We start from the raw sequence: 17,766 nt of genomic DNA on the forward strand, positions 1-17,766 counted from the left end.
TCAGCACCCCACATGCTGAGCTCATCGTGCGGTATTCGTCCTAAGTATCATGGATCAAGGTCAGCAGTCGAACCATAGTAGGACTGGCCTCACCCGCTATCCTTCGACAAGCTCAGGATGACAGCCACGCAATAATAGGCTTATTTTTCGTAAAACTCCACCGGCAAACCATCCGGATCTGCAAAAAATGTAAAGCGTTTACCGGTAAATTCGTCTATGCGGATAGGCTCGGCAACGATGTTATGCTCTGCTATATGCTTAACTGCAGCGTCAAGGTCATCAACCTCAAATGCCAAATGACGTAAACCCGTTGCTTCGGGTCGGGTTTGCCTTGCGGGAGGATTGGGGAACGAGAACAGTTCTATTTGATAAAGTCCGTTAACTTCCAGATCGAGCTTGTACGAATCTCGCTCCTTGCGGTACACCTCGCGTACAATGGTAAACCCCAACACCTCCGTATAAAACTGTTTCGACCTTTGATAATCCGAACAGATAATGGCGATATGGTGTACCTGATTTATTTTGAGCATTAATCTCCTAAAATATTATGCAATACGTTATCGTAAACGTTTTTAGCTGCGGCTGTACTACCGAATGACTCGCCGTCAACCAACAGATCGCCGTTGTTTACGGTACCCAGCAGACTAAAGTCAATTTCCGATGTCGAAAGCAGTTCAATAAAGGCTTCCTGCTGTTCCGGTTTAACCGATACCACTACCCTGCCCTGCGCTTCCCCGAAAAGGAAAGCATCTTTACGGATAGCTTCATCTGTATCAACAGTAAAGCCTAAACCGTTTGGCATGGCCGATTCTAATAATGCGATATATAAACCACCATCGGCAACATCATGTGCAGATTGAATGAGTTTCTGTTTGATGAGTTGTTTAATAACCTGGTGCGTAGCATACTCTTTATCCAGATCGAAATACGGGGCAGGTGCCGCCAGCACTTTATGGTACGATGCCAGGTATTGGCTCGATGCGATATCATTTTGCGATTCGCCCACCAGGTAAATCAGGTCGCCGGCCTGTTTAAAGTCGGCAGTCATGATATTGCCGATGTCGTCCATCACACCTAACATACCGATGGTTGGTGTCGGGAATACCGGGCCGTCGTCGGTCGACTGGTTATAAAAGCTCACGTTACCACCGGTTACCGGGGTTTCAAATTTAGTACAAGCTTCGCCCATGCCTTTGATGGCGCCTACAAACTGCCAGTAAACTTCGGGCACGTAAGGGTTACCAAAGTTTAAACAATTGGTTATAGCTACCGGCTCGCCACCTGCGCAGGTAATGTTACGCGCAGCTTCGGCAACGGCAATAGCGGTACCTTTTTGCGGATCGGCATATACGTAGCGCGAGTTACAATCAACGGTGATCACGATGGCTTTATCCGTGCCTTTTACAGCTACTACTGCAGCATCGCAAGGGCGGTTGGTGGTCATGGTGGATACACCTACCATGCTATCGTACTGGTTTGTTACCCAGCGTTTCGATGCGATATTCGGATGTGCTACCAAATGATCGGCAACAGCTTTCAGATCTTCCGGCTGTTTAACATCATCTATTTTAAACGCCTGATTTTTTGCAAAGTAAGCAGGCTCTTTATAATCGCGTTTGTAAACAGGTGCACCGCCGCCTAATACCAGGTCATCAGCAGGTACATCGGCAACCAGTTCGCCTTTCATATAATAATGCAGGCGTTTGGTATCGGTAACCTCGCCTATAATGGCGCAGTTCAGGTCCCATTTATCAAAAACGGCTTCCACATCCTTCTCGCGGCCTTTATGTACCACGATCAGCATCCGCTCCTGCGATTCGGACAGTAATATTTCAAAAGGCTGCATATTGGCCTGGCGGGTTGGTACTTTATCCAGATCGATACGCATACCATGCTCGCCCTTGGCCGACATTTCGGAGTTTGAGCAAATGATACCCGCCGCGCCCATATCCTGCATGCCTACAACAGCGCCGGTTTTGATCACCTCGAGGGTAGCCTCCAGCAATAGTTTTTCCTGGAAAGGGTCGCCAACCTGTACGGCAGGCAAATCGTTCACCGAATCTTCGGTGATATTTTTTGATGCGAAAGCCGCACCATGTATCCCATCTTTACCCGTTGCCGAGCCCACAATGTATACCGGATTGCCCACACCATATGATGTTGCCGAAACAGTTTCGCCGGCCTTAACGATGCCTGCCGAAAACGCGTTAACCAGCGGGTTGATATTATAACATTCGTCGAAGAACAGCTCACCGCCGACGGTCGGGATTCCGAACGCATTACCATAATCGCCGATACCTTTTACTACGCCCTTAACCAGCCATTTGGTTTTATCGAGCTTTAAATCGCCAAAACGTAATGAGTTTAACTGTGCGATAGGCCTTGCACCCATCGTAAATATATCGCGGTTAATACCGCCCACGCCTGTCGCGGCACCCTGGTAAGGTTCTAAAGCCGATGGGTGGTTATGGCTCTCTATTTTAAAAGCGCAGCCAATACCGTCGCCCAGATCAACCAAACCGGCGTTTTCTTCGCCTGCTTTGGCCAGCATGCGCGGGCCGTCTTTAGGTAAAGTTTTTAACCAGGTTATCGAGTTTTTGTACGAGCAATGCTCGCTCCACATTACCGAGAAGATGGACAGTTCGGTAAAGTTGGGGGTACGCCCCAAAATCTCTTTTATCCTGTCAAATTCTTCGGGAAGTAAGCCTAAATTTTTAGCGGTATCTACGGTGGTTAATTGCTGCTGCTCCAATGGTTGTGGTTTTTTTTAACGATGCCGCAAAATTAGGAAAATGGTTGTAAAGTAGGGTTAAAATGTAACAATGTTTTAAACGTTAGGCAGATATTAATTAACATTTGGAAATTGGATGCTGTTAATCCTGGTAACCTTGGTAAGGCTGGTAACCAATATCAAAGTAGTTACCAAGGGTTACCAAACCTTACTCTACTAAGTCATTGCGAGCGATAGCGTGGCAATCTCTGCGGACAAGCGAACATGCTAATCACACTGACTACTTTTCTCAGAGATTGCTTCGTACCTCGCAATGACATGTTGGTGAAGTTAACCTTTGGTAATCTTGGTAACCAATATAAAAGTAGTTACCACACTTACCAGAGTTACCAGCCTTACCAAAACTCTTAAAGCGACTCTGTAAGTTGGGGATTGCTTCGTACTTCGCAATGACGCGTGGAGAGTTATACTCTGGTAATCCTGGTAACTTTGGTAATCTTGGTAACCCATATAAAAGTAGTTACCAGAGTTACCAGCCTTACCAAAATCCCAAAAAGTACTAATAAATTAATGAACCATCTGGAAAGTAATAGGCAACCGGTACCTGATGCGGATAGGTTCACCATCTTTAATACCTGCCTGCCATAACGGCGATGCTTTTAGCACCCGCACGGCTTCTTCGTCAAAACCATGGCCTGCAGGCTGGTCAATGGTAATATCAGATATGCTGCCGTCCTTTTCTACAATAAAGCTTAGTTCCACCTTGCCTGATATCTTTTCGTGCCTTGCGGCTTCGGGATAAACCAGGTTTTTCTGCAGGTAGCTTGCCCAGCCTTGCGCACCGCCTACCGGCAGGGGCTTGATATCGGCTTTATTAATCGGGTAAACTTCTTTGTTTTCAACAACGGTTATGTGGCTTGTAGCTTCATCGGGAATACTGGCCTGGGACACAGCAGCAGTTGTTGTTACAGTTGTGGAGGGCTGCGTGGTGGTTTGCCTTACCGCTACCTCGGGCGCGCTTGAATAGGTTTGCCCGGTTCGGGTATGGTGATGTGTGTGGCGAGGCCTTACAACGGGCCTATTGGTTATATTAACAGATTGTAAAACTGTATTCACCTCGTGTGTTATGGGATGTGCAGCAATTGGCGCCGGTTTAAACAGTAAAAAAGCACAGTAAGCCACTACGGCAATCGATCCGAAGGTTACCGCCAGGGCCTTTAATACTGTTGATGCGTAATGTTTACGTAGCTCGTAAGCGCCGTAGCTTTTATTGCGGTTTTCAAATACAAGTTCGATCCATTCGTCCCCGTAGATATTTACATTATGGATGGCCATAACAGTTAGGTTTATATTACTAATATACGTATATAGTTTACAATTGTTATGTAATAAAGTTGAAAGGTTTGAAAGTTGTAAAATTGAAATGTTTTTGGCTTTTTCTTGCCTCTTGATTCTCGCTTCCTGATTCTTACTTAAATCACCACTTCTCGGTAACGATCACTTTTTTGCCATTGCTGGTTTTAACAGGCGCGCTTTCCATTTGCTTTTTTAGCCGGGCACCAAACTTAATTGAAAATGTTCCGCATTCATCAAGGTAATGGCCGGCATCTTTGTTGTTGATCTTTTTAGTGATGTTTTCCATCGGTATTTCAACACCAGGCTGCGGCACCAGGTTATTGTAACGATCCTTATAATAAGGTATAAAAACAAAATCGGTTAGCCAGTAACGGTATTTTTGCTCTTTAATTTCGATGTGCAATTTAAAGGTTATCTTACCGTCATCATGCTTTGCCAGCGACAGCGAGCTCGATACCGTAAAAAAACCGGTGCCATCTATCGTATGCGTATTGGCATCCTTATCTGTAACTTTAAAATTGGCTTTGTTGCCGGGCATGTCAAAAAAATCGAGCGCGCGTACCAGCAATATATCGGCGTTATCTTTATTCAGATTTACCACATGATAATAGATATACTTGCCGTGCTCATTTGTAGCCAATGAATCCTTTTGGGCCATGGCCGGTTTAGCAAATCCGATACAAAGCAGTAAAAACAGTATTCTCTTTTTCATACTCATACAATAAAGCCGCCCCGGTGCATACCGGGGCGGCTTCTAATTTAGAATAAATTTTGTTTAGAAAGCATAAACGGCAGCCAGGCCAATTTGCTGAGCAGCTTGTGTTGGATTGCCACTGCTGTTCAGGAACATGTTTTTCGAACCGTTATCAACCCTGAACTCAGGAATAAAAGTTAACGGACCCGATTTAACGGCAGCAGTAACAGTTAAAGCAGTTACCGACTCGCCCGGAGCTACGCCGGTATAAGTACCGCCGGTAGTACCTTTTTTAGCAGAAAAATACTCGCCTCTTAAACCTAAAGTTACTGCTTTAGATACTGCAAGCTGAGGGTATAATGCTACACCGGTAAAGCCACCATTACCAAAAGCTGGTGATCTTTCTAAGCTTGGTTGTGAGAAAGTAGCAAAGTTTAAGCCTAATTTAAAGGCATCGGTAATTTGATAGTTGGTAGTTACATCAAACTCAGTACCCGAGTAATAGCCCGTGATAAAGTTAAGATAAGCCGTCCAGTTTTTAACCGGTACAACCATTAATTGGGCACCAAAGGTTGATACATCACCGGTTGATTGATAAGTATTCCACGAATCGTTAAAGATACCGGCCATTAAGCTTACTTTATCGCTAAAAGCATAAGTTAACTTAACACCTGCATTTTGGAACGGGCCGTTGGTGAACAGGTATGATGTTGAATAGTTAAAGTTGCCGGTAGGCGCAATAACTTCGTAACCAATAAATGTTGCCATATAACCACCGGTAACGTTCAATTTATCGGTAAGATCATAGCTTACATACAGGTTTTGGATGTGGTAGCTATTGGTAGTTTCGTCATATACGCCGGCTGCGTTAGGAAGAGACTGAGACTGGCCGCGCGGGCCAAATGAAAGCTCACCAACAAATGCTGCTTTGCCAACTTTCTTTTTAACGCCAAGATCTATCATACCGATAGAGATGGAGTTTGCTTCGTTGTTAAAGCTTGTGGGAATGTTAGCGGTTTTTTTTCCGGCAAAGTCGTATTTATAATACGCGTCAACAGACCCGGTTATCACCAACGGAGCATCAGAGGTAACCTTAATCGAGTCCTGCGCCTTCGCGGCAAGTCCGGTTACGGCAAGAGCACAAATGAGTAATAGTTTTTGTTTCATGATTTCTGTTTAGTTGAATTGAGTGATTTGATTAAATTTTAAAAATTGTTTTAAGGTCAGTTGAAACGTTTTTTATGCCAATATTTATCCAGATACATAATTGACTATGCTTCAATTACATATATTTTTCTAAATAAATGCCAGTTGGATTATAAACTTATCATATCGATATGCGCTATCAATATGATAGTTGTTATCAGGGTTAAAACAACAGCGCCAATGCTTTGGCATCAGCGCTGTTATAGTTTATTTATTTAGCCAGTTCAGGCGCGGCCATTTTAGCCAGATCAATGTCGGCAATATCCACATCAGGATATGCGCCGGTACCGTGTTCAAATGCATCCAAACCACCAGGGCCTATTTCTGCTTCAACAGGTACACGTAAGCTCCATGGGTGAGGCAATTTCATAATGATGAACATCATTACCAAACACACAATAAAGGTTGCTGATGTGATCAGGAAACTACCTATTGCCTGTGCTTCCAACACCTGGAAACCACCGCCATAAAACAAACCGGCTACCGGTGCAGAGTTATCGGCACCTGTTGGGCCTGTTGCGCCATATTGACCGCAGGCAAATAAACCCAATGATAAGGTACCCCATATACCGTTTATACCGTGTACGGTTACAGCACCAACCGGATCGTCAATGCGGAACCACTCGATCAGGTTCATACCTACATAAGTTAATAAACCGGCAACGCCACCTAAAAGGATAGCACCACCAGGGCTTACCCAGTAGCAAGGGCAGGTAATAGCAACCAAACCTGCTAAAAAGCCGTTGATAGTATAACCTAAGTCAAATTTACCTTTGGTTGGGCCAAACCATAATGCAATAAACATAGCAACCATACCGCCACCGCAAGCTGCAAGTGTAGTGTTAGCTGCAATACGGCCAATGCCTTGTCCGTCCATTGCTGATAAGGTAGAACCAGGGTTAAAGCCATACCAGCCAAACCATAACAAGAAACCACCAACAGCAGCTATTGTTAAGTTATGAGCAGGCGGCATACCACCTTTTTCTTTATCATCGCGGGCAAAAATACGGCCGAAACGAGGGCCCAATACAATTGCACCAGCCAATGAAGCGATACCACCTATGGTGTGTACTACGGTTGATCCGGCGAAATCGCGGAAACCAGTACCTAATGATTCGAAGAAACCACCTTTGCTGCCCATCAGCGCCAGGAAACCGTCAGGTCCCCATGCCCAGTGGCCAATAATTGGATAGATAAAGCCGGTGATACCGATTGAGTAAAGGATATCGCCACGGAAGCTTGTACGGCCAATCATCGCGCCTGATACGATAGTAGAGCAGGTATCAGCGAAAGCGTATTGGAATATCCAATGTGCCAGGATCGGGATACCTGTAGCAGCATAAGTGTCCGGAATGTTTGACAGGAAGAACCATGCGCCGCTGATCTTTCCGGCAGGATCGCCATGCCAGCCTATAAAGCCATTACCCCAACCGAACATAAAGGCATAACCTACAGCCCAGAACAGGATACCGCAAAGGCAGGTGTCAAAAATACACTCCATTAATACGTTAACTGTTTCTTTGGTGCGGGCAAAACCGGCTTCGAGCATTACGAAACCTGCCTGCATACCAAAAACCAAAAACGCTGCTACCAATGTCCATACTGTGTTAACAGTGTTCATCATGGTAGTTTCGTGAGCGGTGTAAACCTCGGCAGCGTGTGCCTTTGTGTTTAACATGCCTGGCAAGGTGATCATTGCTGCGAGTACCAGCAATAAACCTAAAATTTTACCAGAAAACATGGTGATACCAAACTTCCATTGCTCCGGAGTAATGGACGACCATTTACCCGCGGGCTTTCCTTCCCCGCTGCCTTTAAAGAAAGGCAGCCTACTTTTCATAGTTGTTACGTTCATTTGTTTGTTTATTTAGTTTGATTGATAAGTGAGTTACGCTTTTTGATTGTTTTTTGTAAAATTTTTATCACATATTTTTAATAAAAGAACAAAATTGATAGAATTTATAGATTTTTTATTCATTTTTTATCGTTTTTTCTAGTATTTATCCAAGATTCATGTGATTATTTGAATGATTTGATGAAATTATGAGTAATATTTTAAAAAAACAAGAGAATACATGAAAAAAATTAAAAAAAATTGAAATTTTTGGTCAAAAGTTATCAGAACTGCATTTTTTATATTTTCGGCTTAAAAAATGCATACATTATGCAGAGTTTTCTATTTTTGAGGTATAATACTCACCAGTTAACCTAAAAAAATGTCAAACATCCGATTTCAGGCTTTACAAGCTGTACTTACACGTACAATTCCAGAGGTAAAAGTTCCCGGAACCAAAATTTCTGATTTTTTTGCTTCAAATGTTTTCGATAAAAAGAAAATGATGGACTATTTATCCAAAGAAGCATACCAAAGTATTGTAAGCGCCATCGAAATTGGCGAACCTATACCCCGCGATATGGCCGAACAGGTTGCCTCGGCTATGAAAGCCTGGGCAATGGGTAAAGGCGCCACACATTATACACACTGGTTCCAGCCGTTAACCGGAACCACCGCCGAAAAGCATGATGCCTTTTTTGAACCGGGACCAGATGGTTCGGCTATCGAGCGTTTTTCGGGCGATGCCCTGGCTCAACAGGAACCTGATGCATCGAGCTTTCCGAGCGGCGGCATCCGCAATACTTTTGAGGCACGTGGTTATACCGCCTGGGACCCATCGTCGCCTGCCTTTATTATAGAAAGCAATAGCGGTAAAACTTTATGTATCCCAACCGTATTCGTATCATACACCGGCGAAGCATTAGATTATAAGGCTCCTTTATTAAAGGCGTTAACCGCTTTGGATAAAGCAGCTGTGGATGTTTGCCATTACTTTGATAAAGGCATTGAAAAAGTAAACGCCAGCTTAGGTATTGAGCAGGAGTATTTTTTGGTGGACCTGGCCTTATTTAATGCACGTCCGGACCTGTTCCTGACCGGCCGTACTTTATTCGGGCACGAATCGGCAAAAGGCCAACAGTTAGAAGATCACTATTTTGGTTCGATACCCGAGCGCGTATATGCTTACATGCTGGATATGGAAACCGAAGCTTTAAAATTAGGTATTCCATTAAAAACACGCCATAACGAGGTTGCGCCATCGCAGTTTGAGTGCGCACCTATATACGAAGAGATCAATCTGGCTATCGATCACAACCAGTTACTGATGGATGTGATGGATAAAGTTGCCAAACGCCATAACTTTAAAGTATTGCTGCACGAAAAACCTTATGCCGGTATTAACGGCTCGGGTAAGCACAATAACTGGAGCATGATCACCAATACGGGTAAAAACCTGTTGTCGCCGGGCAAAACGCCTAAAAACAACCTGATGTTTTTAACTTTTTTTGTGAATACCATTAAAGCGGTGCATGAGTATGCCGATCTGCTGCGTGCCTCAATCGCATCAGTAAGTAACGACCACCGTTTGGGCGCCAACGAAGCGCCGCCTGCAATCATATCTATATTTTTGGGAAGCCAGTTGACCGAGGTTTTGGACGAGATAGAAACATCGCGCATCAGCAAAAAAATAAAAGATGATGCCATGTTATGGCAGGGCATACCAAAAATCCCACAGATTTTACGCGATAATACCGACCGTAACCGCACTTCGCCCTTTGCCTTTACAGGGAATAAGTTTGAATTGCGCGCTGTAGGTTCATCGGCCAATTCATCAAGCCCGATGACCACGCTTAACCTGATTGTGGCCCACCAGCTGCGCAAGTTTAAAATTGAGGTTGATAAACTGATCAAAAAAGGCGAGAAAAAGGATATCGCTTTGTTAACGGTGATCAAAAAGTATATCAAGGAGTCGAAATCTATCCGTTTTGAGGGTAATGGCTACAGCGATGAGTGGGAAAAAGAAGCCGAAGCACGCGGTTTATCAAACATTAAAACCACACCAAAGGCCCTGGATGTATTGCTGACCGAAAAAGTTGAAGACCTTTTTGAAGAAACCGGTGTATACAGTCGCCGCGAATCGCAGGCAAGGCATGAGATATTACTGGATGCCTTTTATAAGAAGCTTCAGATAGAAGCCCGTTTAATTGGTGAACTGGTAACCAATGTGATTATTCCAACGGCGTTAACTTATCAGTCAAAACTGATTGACAACGTAAAAGGCCTAAAAGATATAGGCATGGCCGAAGATACTTTTGCACCGCAGCTTGATCTGATCAAACGCATATCGACACACGTTGCCTTTATTAAAAACAATGTGGACGAAATGGTTGCCGAGCGTAAAAAAGCAAACGCCATTGATGATGTACGCGAAAAATCAATTGCGTATGATGAAAAGGTAAAAAGCTATTTCGACCCTATTCGCTACCACGTTGATAAACTGGAGTTATTGATAGAAGATTCGATGTGGCCACTGCCGAAATTCAGGGAGTTGCTGTTTATTAAGTAACAGAAAGTTATTTGTTATTGAGTTAATGGTTATTGGGGTATATTCCTGATAGCCATTTTTTATTTTATTGCTAACCCTATAACTTAATAACAATTAACTTAATAACCACTCACCATTTTATTCCTTCACCCCAAATATATCCGAATCCCGATGTTGCTGCACCATTACTTCGCGGTAACGCACAAACAGGCGCGATTTGGATACAAAGCCTTTAAATTGTCCATCAGCAACAACGGGCAAGTACCATACATCGTACACATCAAATAAGTTCATCACTTTGGTTACAGGGTCGGTAATATTAATTATCACAGGTGGAATGATCATCACATCGGCAATAGTGAGGTTTTTATTCCGCTCGTCGTCAAACATATACTGGCGTACATCATCAAGTATAACAACACCTTCCAACTCACCGGCTGTATTTAGTACCGGGAAGATATTGGCGGTACTGGTTGCCATTAGCTTAAAGAAATCGGTAAGCGGCATAGTAAGTTTAAGGGGTGTATAGTCCTTATTCATTACGCTACTTAAGCTAATGGCATTAAGCATGGTGTGATCGGCACCGGGGTGGATATCCTTTTCGGCAACCAGATGGTGCCAGTACATATTGTGCGGGTTGTAAGCCATCGATATCATATAAGATATAGCCGAAACGATCATCAGCGGAATGAATAAAACATAGCCGCCTGTAATTTCGGCTATCAAAAATATGGCGGTGAGCGGCGCATGCAACACGCCGCTTATTGCCCCGGCCATACCTACAGCAATAAAATTACTGGTGTTTAAATGCATTAAACCGGTTTGGTTTACCGTAAACGCCACAAACAAACCTAAAAACGCGCCGGTAAACATGCTTGGGGCAAAGGTACCCCCATTGCCGCCCGAGCCTAAAGTAATGCCCGTCGCTATAATTTTTAACAATACCAGTCCCGCTATAAAAGCGATCATGGCTGTAGGGTGCGACAGCCAGTCGGGGAAAAGCGACTGCTCTTTTAAAGCATCAACATTACCGTTTAAAACCTGTTGTATATAATGGTAGCCCTCGCCCAGCAATGGTGGAAAAGCTAAAATGATCAATCCGAGCATTAAACCGCCAATAATGGCTCTTATATACCGGTTTTGTTTTTTAAGAATGCCTTTTTCAAGGCTACCGCCAAATTTTACGATATACACCGACACCAAACCGCTCATTAAACCAAGCAGCACATAAAAAGGCAGAGCGTTCATTACCCAGCCTTCGGTAACCAGGTGAAACAACTGCTGCGAGTACAACACCTTAGCCACTACTACCCCGGTGGCCGACGCTATTAATAAAGGTATAAAAGTGGGTATGCTGATCTCGCCGATCAATATCTCTATCGCGAAAAGCACTCCGGCTATCGGGCTGTTAAATACCGCTGCTATGCCCGCCGCCGCGCCCGAAGCCAGCAAAACCGTTTTTTCGAACGGGCTCAACCTGAAAAACTTGCCATTGTTTGATCCTATGGCCGCCCCCATGCAAATAATTGGTGCCTCCAAACCGGCTGCGCCACCAAAACCCACCGTAAGCGAACTGGTAATTAATTGTGAGTAGATGTTATTGAACGCAATATTTGATTTATTACGTTTGATATTGAACAATACGCTGCCGATGCCTTTTTCTATCTTATCGCGATTAATGAGGTGCTGGTAAATTACGGTAAGTAAGATACCCACAGCGGGCAGAAATATATAGAGGATATGAAACAGGTGCGATGCCATGTTGTGACTCACATCTTCCATTAAGTGTACCAGGTATTTTAATAAAACTGCAGCTAAGCCTGCAAACAGGCCAACAACAGCGCTGGCATACAGCAAAAAGTTGCGTTGACCGTTGCGCCTGATGCGCCAGTTATTACCGGCATTAAAAATGGCCGTAAACGTTGATCTAAACATAGGATGGAGCGATGGCTCGCAATTTAGGGATTTTGAAACCAAAAACCGGCTCCTCCGCCTATTTACATAGTTAATAAAGGCCTTAATGTGTATAAAAGCCGCCGAATTTTAATCGGTAGGTTTATCGGATAGCGAAAATTTAGGTAAATTTGCGCATGTTTTCTTCGCAAAGATACGATCAGCGGGGTGTTTCGGCCTCGAAAGACGATGTACACGCAGCCATCCAAAAAATAGATAAGGGAATTTTTCCGAAAGCGTTTTGTAAAATAGTGCCGGATATTTTGGGTAACGACCCTGAGTATTGCAACATTATGCATGCCGACGGCGCGGGTACCAAATCATCACTGGCGTATACTTACTGGAAGGAAACAGGTGATATTTCGGTTTGGAGGGGCATTGCCCAGGATGCCATCATCATGAACCTGGACGACCTACTTTGCGTGGGCGCTACCGACGGTATCATTTTATCATCAACCATTGGTCGTAATAAAAACCTGATAACCGGCGAAGTGATCGCTGCTATTATTAATGGTACTGAAGAAATTTTAGAAGAACTGCGCAGCCAGGGCATTGGCATTTACTCAACCGGCGGCGAAACTGCCGACGTTGGCGACCTGGTACGTACCATTATTGTAGATAGTACGGTTACCTGCCGCATGAAACGTGCCGACGTAATATCAAACCACAACATTAAAGCCGGCGACGTAATTGTGGGATTGGCATCATACGGCCAGGCTACTTACGAGCACGAGTACAACGGCGGTATGGGCTCAAACGGATTAACCTCTGCCCGCCATGATGTTTTTGATAAAACAATTGCCACTAAATACCCCGAAAGTTATGATCCGGCCGTACCGGAAAACCTGGTATTTTCGGGTTCGAATAAGTTAACCAGCCTGGTTGACCTGGATAACGACGAAACCATAACTGCAGGTAAACTGGTACTATCGCCAACCCGCACCTATGCACCGGTAATTAAAAAAATGCTGGATAGCTACCGCAGCCAGATCCATGGCATGGTACATTGCAGCGGCGGTGCGCAAACCAAAGTACTGCACTTTATTGATAACCTGCATGTTATTAAAAACAGATTGTTCCCGGTGCCACCGCTGTTTAAACTGATACAGCAAGAAAGCGGCACCAGCTGGCAGGAAATGTACAAGGTATTTAACATGGGGCACCGCATGGAGCTTTACGTACCCCAGGCCATAGCTGCCGACCTGATCAAAATATCCGAAAGCTTCAATATTCCGGCGCAGATCATTGGCCGCGTTGAGGCTGCACAGCAAAAGCAGGTGACCATTAACTCCGAATTTGGCGATTTTGTGTATAATTGATTGCAATTATAAAATGATGTGAGCCTGCTTACCTACCTGTTAAAATGTCCGGCTTATCTACTGTGGATCATTTTCCTTTTGGAGAATACAACCATAACTATCTTAACGCTTGCCATCGGTCGTGTCATCTTAAAAAGTCAGGGCACACCAACACATCCCATTACTAAAAAGCAGTGGTTTATTTGCATCATTACCAATATTATTAATACCATTATTACTTATTGGGGTTTCCGGCTATGGGCAAATGGCTATATTAACATCAACACATCTTTTTCGGCAATGATAGTACCCGATACTTTGCTGTTGTTCTTTGCGATGGACCTGTTAATGTTTATTTTTCATTATTTCATACATCATTCGTTCGTGTATAAATCGGTGCACTATTTTCATCATTTATCTGTCGACCCAACACCTATAGACCTGTTCATTCTACATCCGGTAGAAACTTTCGCATTCGGCGGGCTGTGGCTAACCGTTCTATTTTGCTACTCCTTTAACATATATGCTATCGTCATTTATCTGGTGATCAATGTTATTTTCGGAATGATCGGGCACCTCGGCAGCTCAAAAGCTCCGTCACCGAAAATTCGGTTATTAAAATACCTGGGCACTGCACGCTTCCATCACAATCACCACAAGCACACCGATCGTAACTATGGTTTTTATACCAGCATTTGGGACCGGATGTTGGGTACTTATTCGGAAAGTTAAGCAATGATGTTGACCTGTTATTTCGCGTAGCATAAATTTCCGTCTTTTCGCGTTAAGATTTTTTTCCTATTTAGGCGTTCCCCTGCGGGTCGCGTCATCCGCTTATACTGCACCGGCATTAGCCACAGGCCGGTATCCGCTGCTACCGCTAACGCAAATATTGACTTACCCTCTCTTCAACAACCTTCTGGTAAACCCGCCGATACTTAAACCCTGTACCAATATGGAGAATACCACGATAATATAGGTAATGAGCACAAACTCATCGCGGTGCATTTCGGGACTTAATGATAAGGCAAGTGCAACAGATAAACCACCTCGCAAGCCGCCCCAGGTGAGTATAGCAACGGCGTGTTTTTCAAAATTGAGTTTATAGCGCAGCAGCAGTATAGGGAAATATACCGAAACCCATCGCGCAAGCAAAACTATAACGATGGCTATAAACCCGATCAATAATACGGTAACATTGATCTTGATGATGAGCATTTCCAGTCCGACAAGCAAAAACAAGATGGCATTCAAAATCTCGTCTATCAGTTCCCAAAACTTACCCAGGTAATCGCGGCTCGTGTCGGACAATACTTCGTCTTTTACCTTATTGCCTGTTATAAGGCCGGCAACCACCATAGCCAAAGGGCCGGATACATGCAGGTTATCGGCAACAAAATAACCGCCCATTACAATGGCGATGGTAACCAAAACTTCAACTTTATAATCATCTATCGAGCGTAAAGCATAATAACCGGCGTAGCCCAATGCGGCACCGAAAAGCAAACCGCCTACTGCCTCCTGTAAAAAAAGTTTGCCCACACCCCAAAAGTCAACAGCCGAAATACCGGCATGGGCCGCATTGAGCAAGGTTACAAATACCACTACCGCTACTCCGTCGTTAAACAGCGATTCGCCCGAGATCTTAATCTCGAGCGATGAGGGTATCTTGGCTTCTTTTAAAATGGCCAAAACGGCAATCGGGTCGGTTGGCGATATCAGTGCACCAAAAAGCAAACAATAAATTAACGGAACAGGTAAATGAAACAATTGAAACAGGCCCCAAACCATACCCCCAACCAGGGTAGTTGAAATGAGTATGCCCAGTGTTGACAGGATCATTACCGGCCAGCGCTCTTTTTTCAGCTTGGCAGCGTCGATATGTATCGATCCGGCAAAGAGCAAAAAACTGAGCATAAAATTCATCAGCACATCTCTAAAATCGATAGAGTTTGCCAGTTGCATAGCTTTATCCGACAGTAACGGGAAGAATTTTCCGGCTCCGGCAAAAACTATCGAACAGCTTAACGACAGGATCATGATGCCGATAGTTGGCGGCCATTTGATAAACCGGTGATTGATGTAAGCGAACACCGCGGTAAGTACAAGAGTAATAGTTAAGATCTCGCTGATGTTCATGGTGGTTCAAATTACTAAAATATCACCGTTTATTCATAATAATTAAAGCAATTGGCTATAAACCTTAATTAAGTTAACTTCGGGCTGTTATTACCAGTACTGCCAATGGGTTATCAAAGTTTACGCGAATGCATTACCGATCTTGAAAAACATGGTCACCTGATCCGGATAACCGAGGAGGTTGATCCATACCTCGAAATGGCGGCTATTCACCTTCGCGTATTTGAGCATGGGGGCCCGGCTTTGTATTTCGAGAATGTAAAAGGGAGTAAATTCCCGGCGGTATCAAATTTATTTGGCACGATTGATCGCTCGAAATTTATGTTTCGCGATACGCTGGATAAGATCAAAACCCTGGTTGAGCTGAAGAACGATCCGCTTAAAGCATTAAAACGTCCGTTTCAATATGCCGGCGTAGGCTTAACCGCACTATCGGCATTGCCGATGAAGGTGAGTAAAAATGCGCCCATCAACTTTGGCAGAACAACAATAGCCGAACTGCCGCAGATAGTGAACTGGCCCATGGATGGCGGTCCGTTTGTAACCATGCCACAGGTTTACACCGAAGATATGGACAAGCCCGGTATTATGAATGCCAACCTGGGCATGTACCGCATACAATTGGGGGGTAACGATTATATCCAAAATGAAGAGATCGGGCTGCATTACCAGTTGCACCGGGGCATAGGCATCCATCAAAGTAAGGCCAATGCCAAAGGGCAACCGTTAAAAGTGAGCATATTTGTAGGCGGGCCGCCATCGCACCCATTAGCTGCTGTGATGCCTCTGCCCGAGGGATTATCCGAAATGACCTTTGCCGGTGCGCTGGGTAACCGCCGTTTCCGTTATTATTATGATGATGAGGGTTTCTGCATTTCGGCCGATGCCGATTTTGTGATAACCGGTACCGTAATGCCGCAGCAAAATAAACCCGAAGGGCCGTTTGGCGATCATCTGGGGTATTATAGTTTAACGCACCCCTTCCCGCTGATGAAGGTAAGCCGGGTTTATCACCGTAAAAACCCCGTGTGGAGCTTTACCGTTGTGGGCCGGCCACCGCAGGAAGACACCAGTTTTGGTGCCTTGATCCATGAAATATCGGGGACAGCCATACCGAAAGAAATACCCGGTTTACATGAGGTACATGCTGTTGATGCTGCGGGCGTACACCCGTTATTGTTCGCTATTGGTAGTGAGCGTTATACACCTTATTTAAATGAACGCAAACCACAGGAAATACTTACCCTGGCCAATCATATTTTAGGCAGTAACCAGCTTAGCCTGGCCAAGTACCTGTTTATTTGTGCTAAAGAGGATGATCCGGGGCTTGACGCACACAACATACCGCAATTTATGCAGCATATTTTGCAGCGTATCGACCTAACCCGCGACCTGCATTTTTATACTAAAACCACCATTGATACCTTAGATTACAGTGGTACCGACCTAAACTCGGGGAGTAAAGTGGCTGTGGCAGTGGCGGGAGCGGTTAAGCGCGAATTATGGAAAGAGCTACCTTCGGGCTTTAGCTTACCGCGACCATTTGATAACTTTAAAATGGTAATGCCGGGTATTTTAGCTATTGAAGCGCCGAAATACATCAGCGGAAGCGAAACGGAAAAAGAGATTGCCATTTTGAACGGGCATCTTAAAAATGAAGAGCTGGATAGTTTGCCATTGCTGATATTATGCGATGACGCCGGTTTTACTGCCGAAACCATCAATAATTTTGTTTGGGTAACTTTTACACGTAGTAACCCGAGCCATGATATACATGGCATTAACGCCTTTACCGAGCATAAGCACTGGGGCTGCCGCGGGCCGCTCATTATTGATGCCCGTATTAAACCGCACCATGCGCCACCGTTGATTAAAGACCCTGCTGTTGAAAAACGGGTTGATAAACTGGGCGAAAAAGGCGGGTCGCTGTACGGTAAGATTTGAGTATTGAGATGTGAGATTCTGCTTTATTTCGGATTTATAAATCTTAAATCAAAATAGGTAAAT

General features: G+C 44.4%; 12 protein-coding genes. 4 read left to right on the plus strand and 8 right to left on the minus strand.

Annotated features, from left to right (window positions below):
* Positions 1 to 140 precede the first annotated feature (140 nt).
* The 6 genes from gloA2 to ACFGVR_RS23040 all read right to left on the minus strand — a co-directional run bounded on the left by gloA2 (position 141) and on the right by ACFGVR_RS23040 (position 7,842).
* Positions 141 to 530, minus strand: coding sequence for an SMU1112c/YaeR family gloxylase I-like metalloprotein (gene gloA2 / locus ACFGVR_RS23015; RefSeq protein WP_448700038.1), 390 nt, complete (start codon positions 528 to 530; stop codon positions 141 to 143).
* Positions 530 to 2,752 (minus strand): phosphoribosylformylglycinamidine synthase subunit PurL, encoded by a 2,223-nt coding sequence (purL, locus tag ACFGVR_RS23020; protein WP_448700039.1) that lies wholly within the window; start codon positions 2,750 to 2,752, stop codon positions 530 to 532. The genes gloA2 and purL overlap by 1 nt, the downstream gene beginning before the upstream one ends.
* 546 nt (positions 2,753 to 3,298) lie before the next feature.
* Positions 3,299 to 4,066: an energy transducer TonB gene (locus ACFGVR_RS23025; protein WP_448700040.1), complete on the minus strand. Its 768-nt coding sequence runs from the start codon at positions 4,064 to 4,066 to the stop codon at positions 3,299 to 3,301.
* Positions 4,067 to 4,208: 142 nt separating this feature from the next.
* Positions 4,209 to 4,799, minus strand: a complete 591-nt coding sequence (locus ACFGVR_RS23030) for a DUF4468 domain-containing protein (RefSeq protein WP_448700041.1) — start codon at positions 4,797 to 4,799, stop codon at positions 4,209 to 4,211.
* A gap of 63 nt (positions 4,800 to 4,862) precedes the next feature.
* A complete protein-coding gene (locus tag ACFGVR_RS23035; protein ID WP_448700042.1) occupies positions 4,863 to 5,948 on the minus strand; it encodes a porin in 1,086 nt (361 codons plus the stop codon).
* 250 nt (positions 5,949 to 6,198) lie between these two features.
* A complete protein-coding gene (locus ACFGVR_RS23040; protein ID WP_448700043.1) occupies positions 6,199 to 7,842 on the minus strand; it encodes an ammonium transporter in 1,644 nt (547 codons plus the stop codon).
* A gap of 361 nt (positions 7,843 to 8,203) precedes the next feature.
* On the opposite strand from ACFGVR_RS23040, the gene ACFGVR_RS23045 reads away from it, so the two are divergent.
* Positions 8,204 to 10,390, plus strand: a complete 2,187-nt coding sequence (locus ACFGVR_RS23045; protein ID WP_448700044.1) for a glutamine synthetase III family protein — start codon at positions 8,204 to 8,206, stop codon at positions 10,388 to 10,390.
* A gap of 117 nt (positions 10,391 to 10,507) precedes the next feature.
* Here the strand turns inward: ACFGVR_RS23045 and ACFGVR_RS23050 are convergent, their stop codons facing one another.
* Positions 10,508 to 12,304, minus strand: coding sequence for a chloride channel protein (locus ACFGVR_RS23050; protein WP_448700045.1), 1,797 nt, complete (start codon positions 12,302 to 12,304; stop codon positions 10,508 to 10,510).
* Positions 12,305 to 12,459: 155 nt separating this feature from the next.
* Here ACFGVR_RS23050 and ACFGVR_RS23055 point away from each other — a divergent pair, with 155 nt between their 5' ends.
* Both ACFGVR_RS23055 and ACFGVR_RS23060 read left to right on the plus strand, forming a co-directional pair.
* Positions 12,460 to 13,641, plus strand: coding sequence for an AIR synthase related protein (locus tag ACFGVR_RS23055; RefSeq protein ID WP_448700046.1), 1,182 nt, complete (start codon positions 12,460 to 12,462; stop codon positions 13,639 to 13,641).
* Positions 13,642 to 13,659: 18 nt separating this feature from the next.
* A complete protein-coding gene (locus ACFGVR_RS23060; protein ID WP_448700047.1) occupies positions 13,660 to 14,352 on the plus strand; it encodes a sterol desaturase family protein in 693 nt (230 codons plus the stop codon).
* Positions 14,353 to 14,517: 165 nt separating this feature from the next.
* Here ACFGVR_RS23060 and ACFGVR_RS23065 read toward each other — a convergent pair whose 3' ends face one another.
* Complete coding sequence (locus ACFGVR_RS23065; RefSeq protein ID WP_448700048.1) at positions 14,518 to 15,759, minus strand: cation:proton antiporter; 1,242 nt, start codon at positions 15,757 to 15,759, stop codon at positions 14,518 to 14,520.
* Between the two features lie 105 nt (positions 15,760 to 15,864).
* Between ACFGVR_RS23065 and ACFGVR_RS23070 the strand changes: the two genes are divergently transcribed.
* Entirely contained in the window at positions 15,865 to 17,703 is a 1,839-nt protein-coding gene (locus ACFGVR_RS23070) for a UbiD family decarboxylase (protein ID WP_448700049.1), read from the plus strand.
* Positions 17,704 to 17,766: the final 63 nt, after the last annotated feature.

The organism is Mucilaginibacter aureus (assembly GCF_053514885.1).

Coding starts and splice junctions, on each gene's coding strand:
- gloA2 (WP_448700038.1), bottom strand. CDS start 530: ATGCTCAAAATAAATCAGGTACACCATATCGCCATTATCTGTTCGGAT.
- ACFGVR_RS23025 (WP_448700040.1), bottom strand. CDS start 4,066: ATGGCCATCCATAATGTAAATATCTACGGGGACGAATGGATCGAACTT.
- ACFGVR_RS23030 (WP_448700041.1), bottom strand. CDS start 4,799: ATGAAAAAGAGAATACTGTTTTTACTGCTTTGTATCGGATTTGCTAAA.
- ACFGVR_RS23035 (WP_448700042.1), bottom strand. CDS start 5,948: ATGAAACAAAAACTATTACTCATTTGTGCTCTTGCCGTAACCGGACTT.
- ACFGVR_RS23040 (WP_448700043.1), bottom strand. CDS start 7,842: ATGAACGTAACAACTATGAAAAGTAGGCTGCCTTTCTTTAAAGGCAGC.
- ACFGVR_RS23045 (WP_448700044.1), top strand. CDS start 8,204: ATGTCAAACATCCGATTTCAGGCTTTACAAGCTGTACTTACACGTACA.
- ACFGVR_RS23050 (WP_448700045.1), bottom strand. CDS start 12,304: ATGTTTAGATCAACGTTTACGGCCATTTTTAATGCCGGTAATAACTGG.
- ACFGVR_RS23055 (WP_448700046.1), top strand. CDS start 12,460: ATGTTTTCTTCGCAAAGATACGATCAGCGGGGTGTTTCGGCCTCGAAA.
- ACFGVR_RS23065 (WP_448700048.1), bottom strand. CDS start 15,759: ATGAACATCAGCGAGATCTTAACTATTACTCTTGTACTTACCGCGGTG.
- ACFGVR_RS23070 (WP_448700049.1), top strand. CDS start 15,865: ATGGGTTATCAAAGTTTACGCGAATGCATTACCGATCTTGAAAAACAT.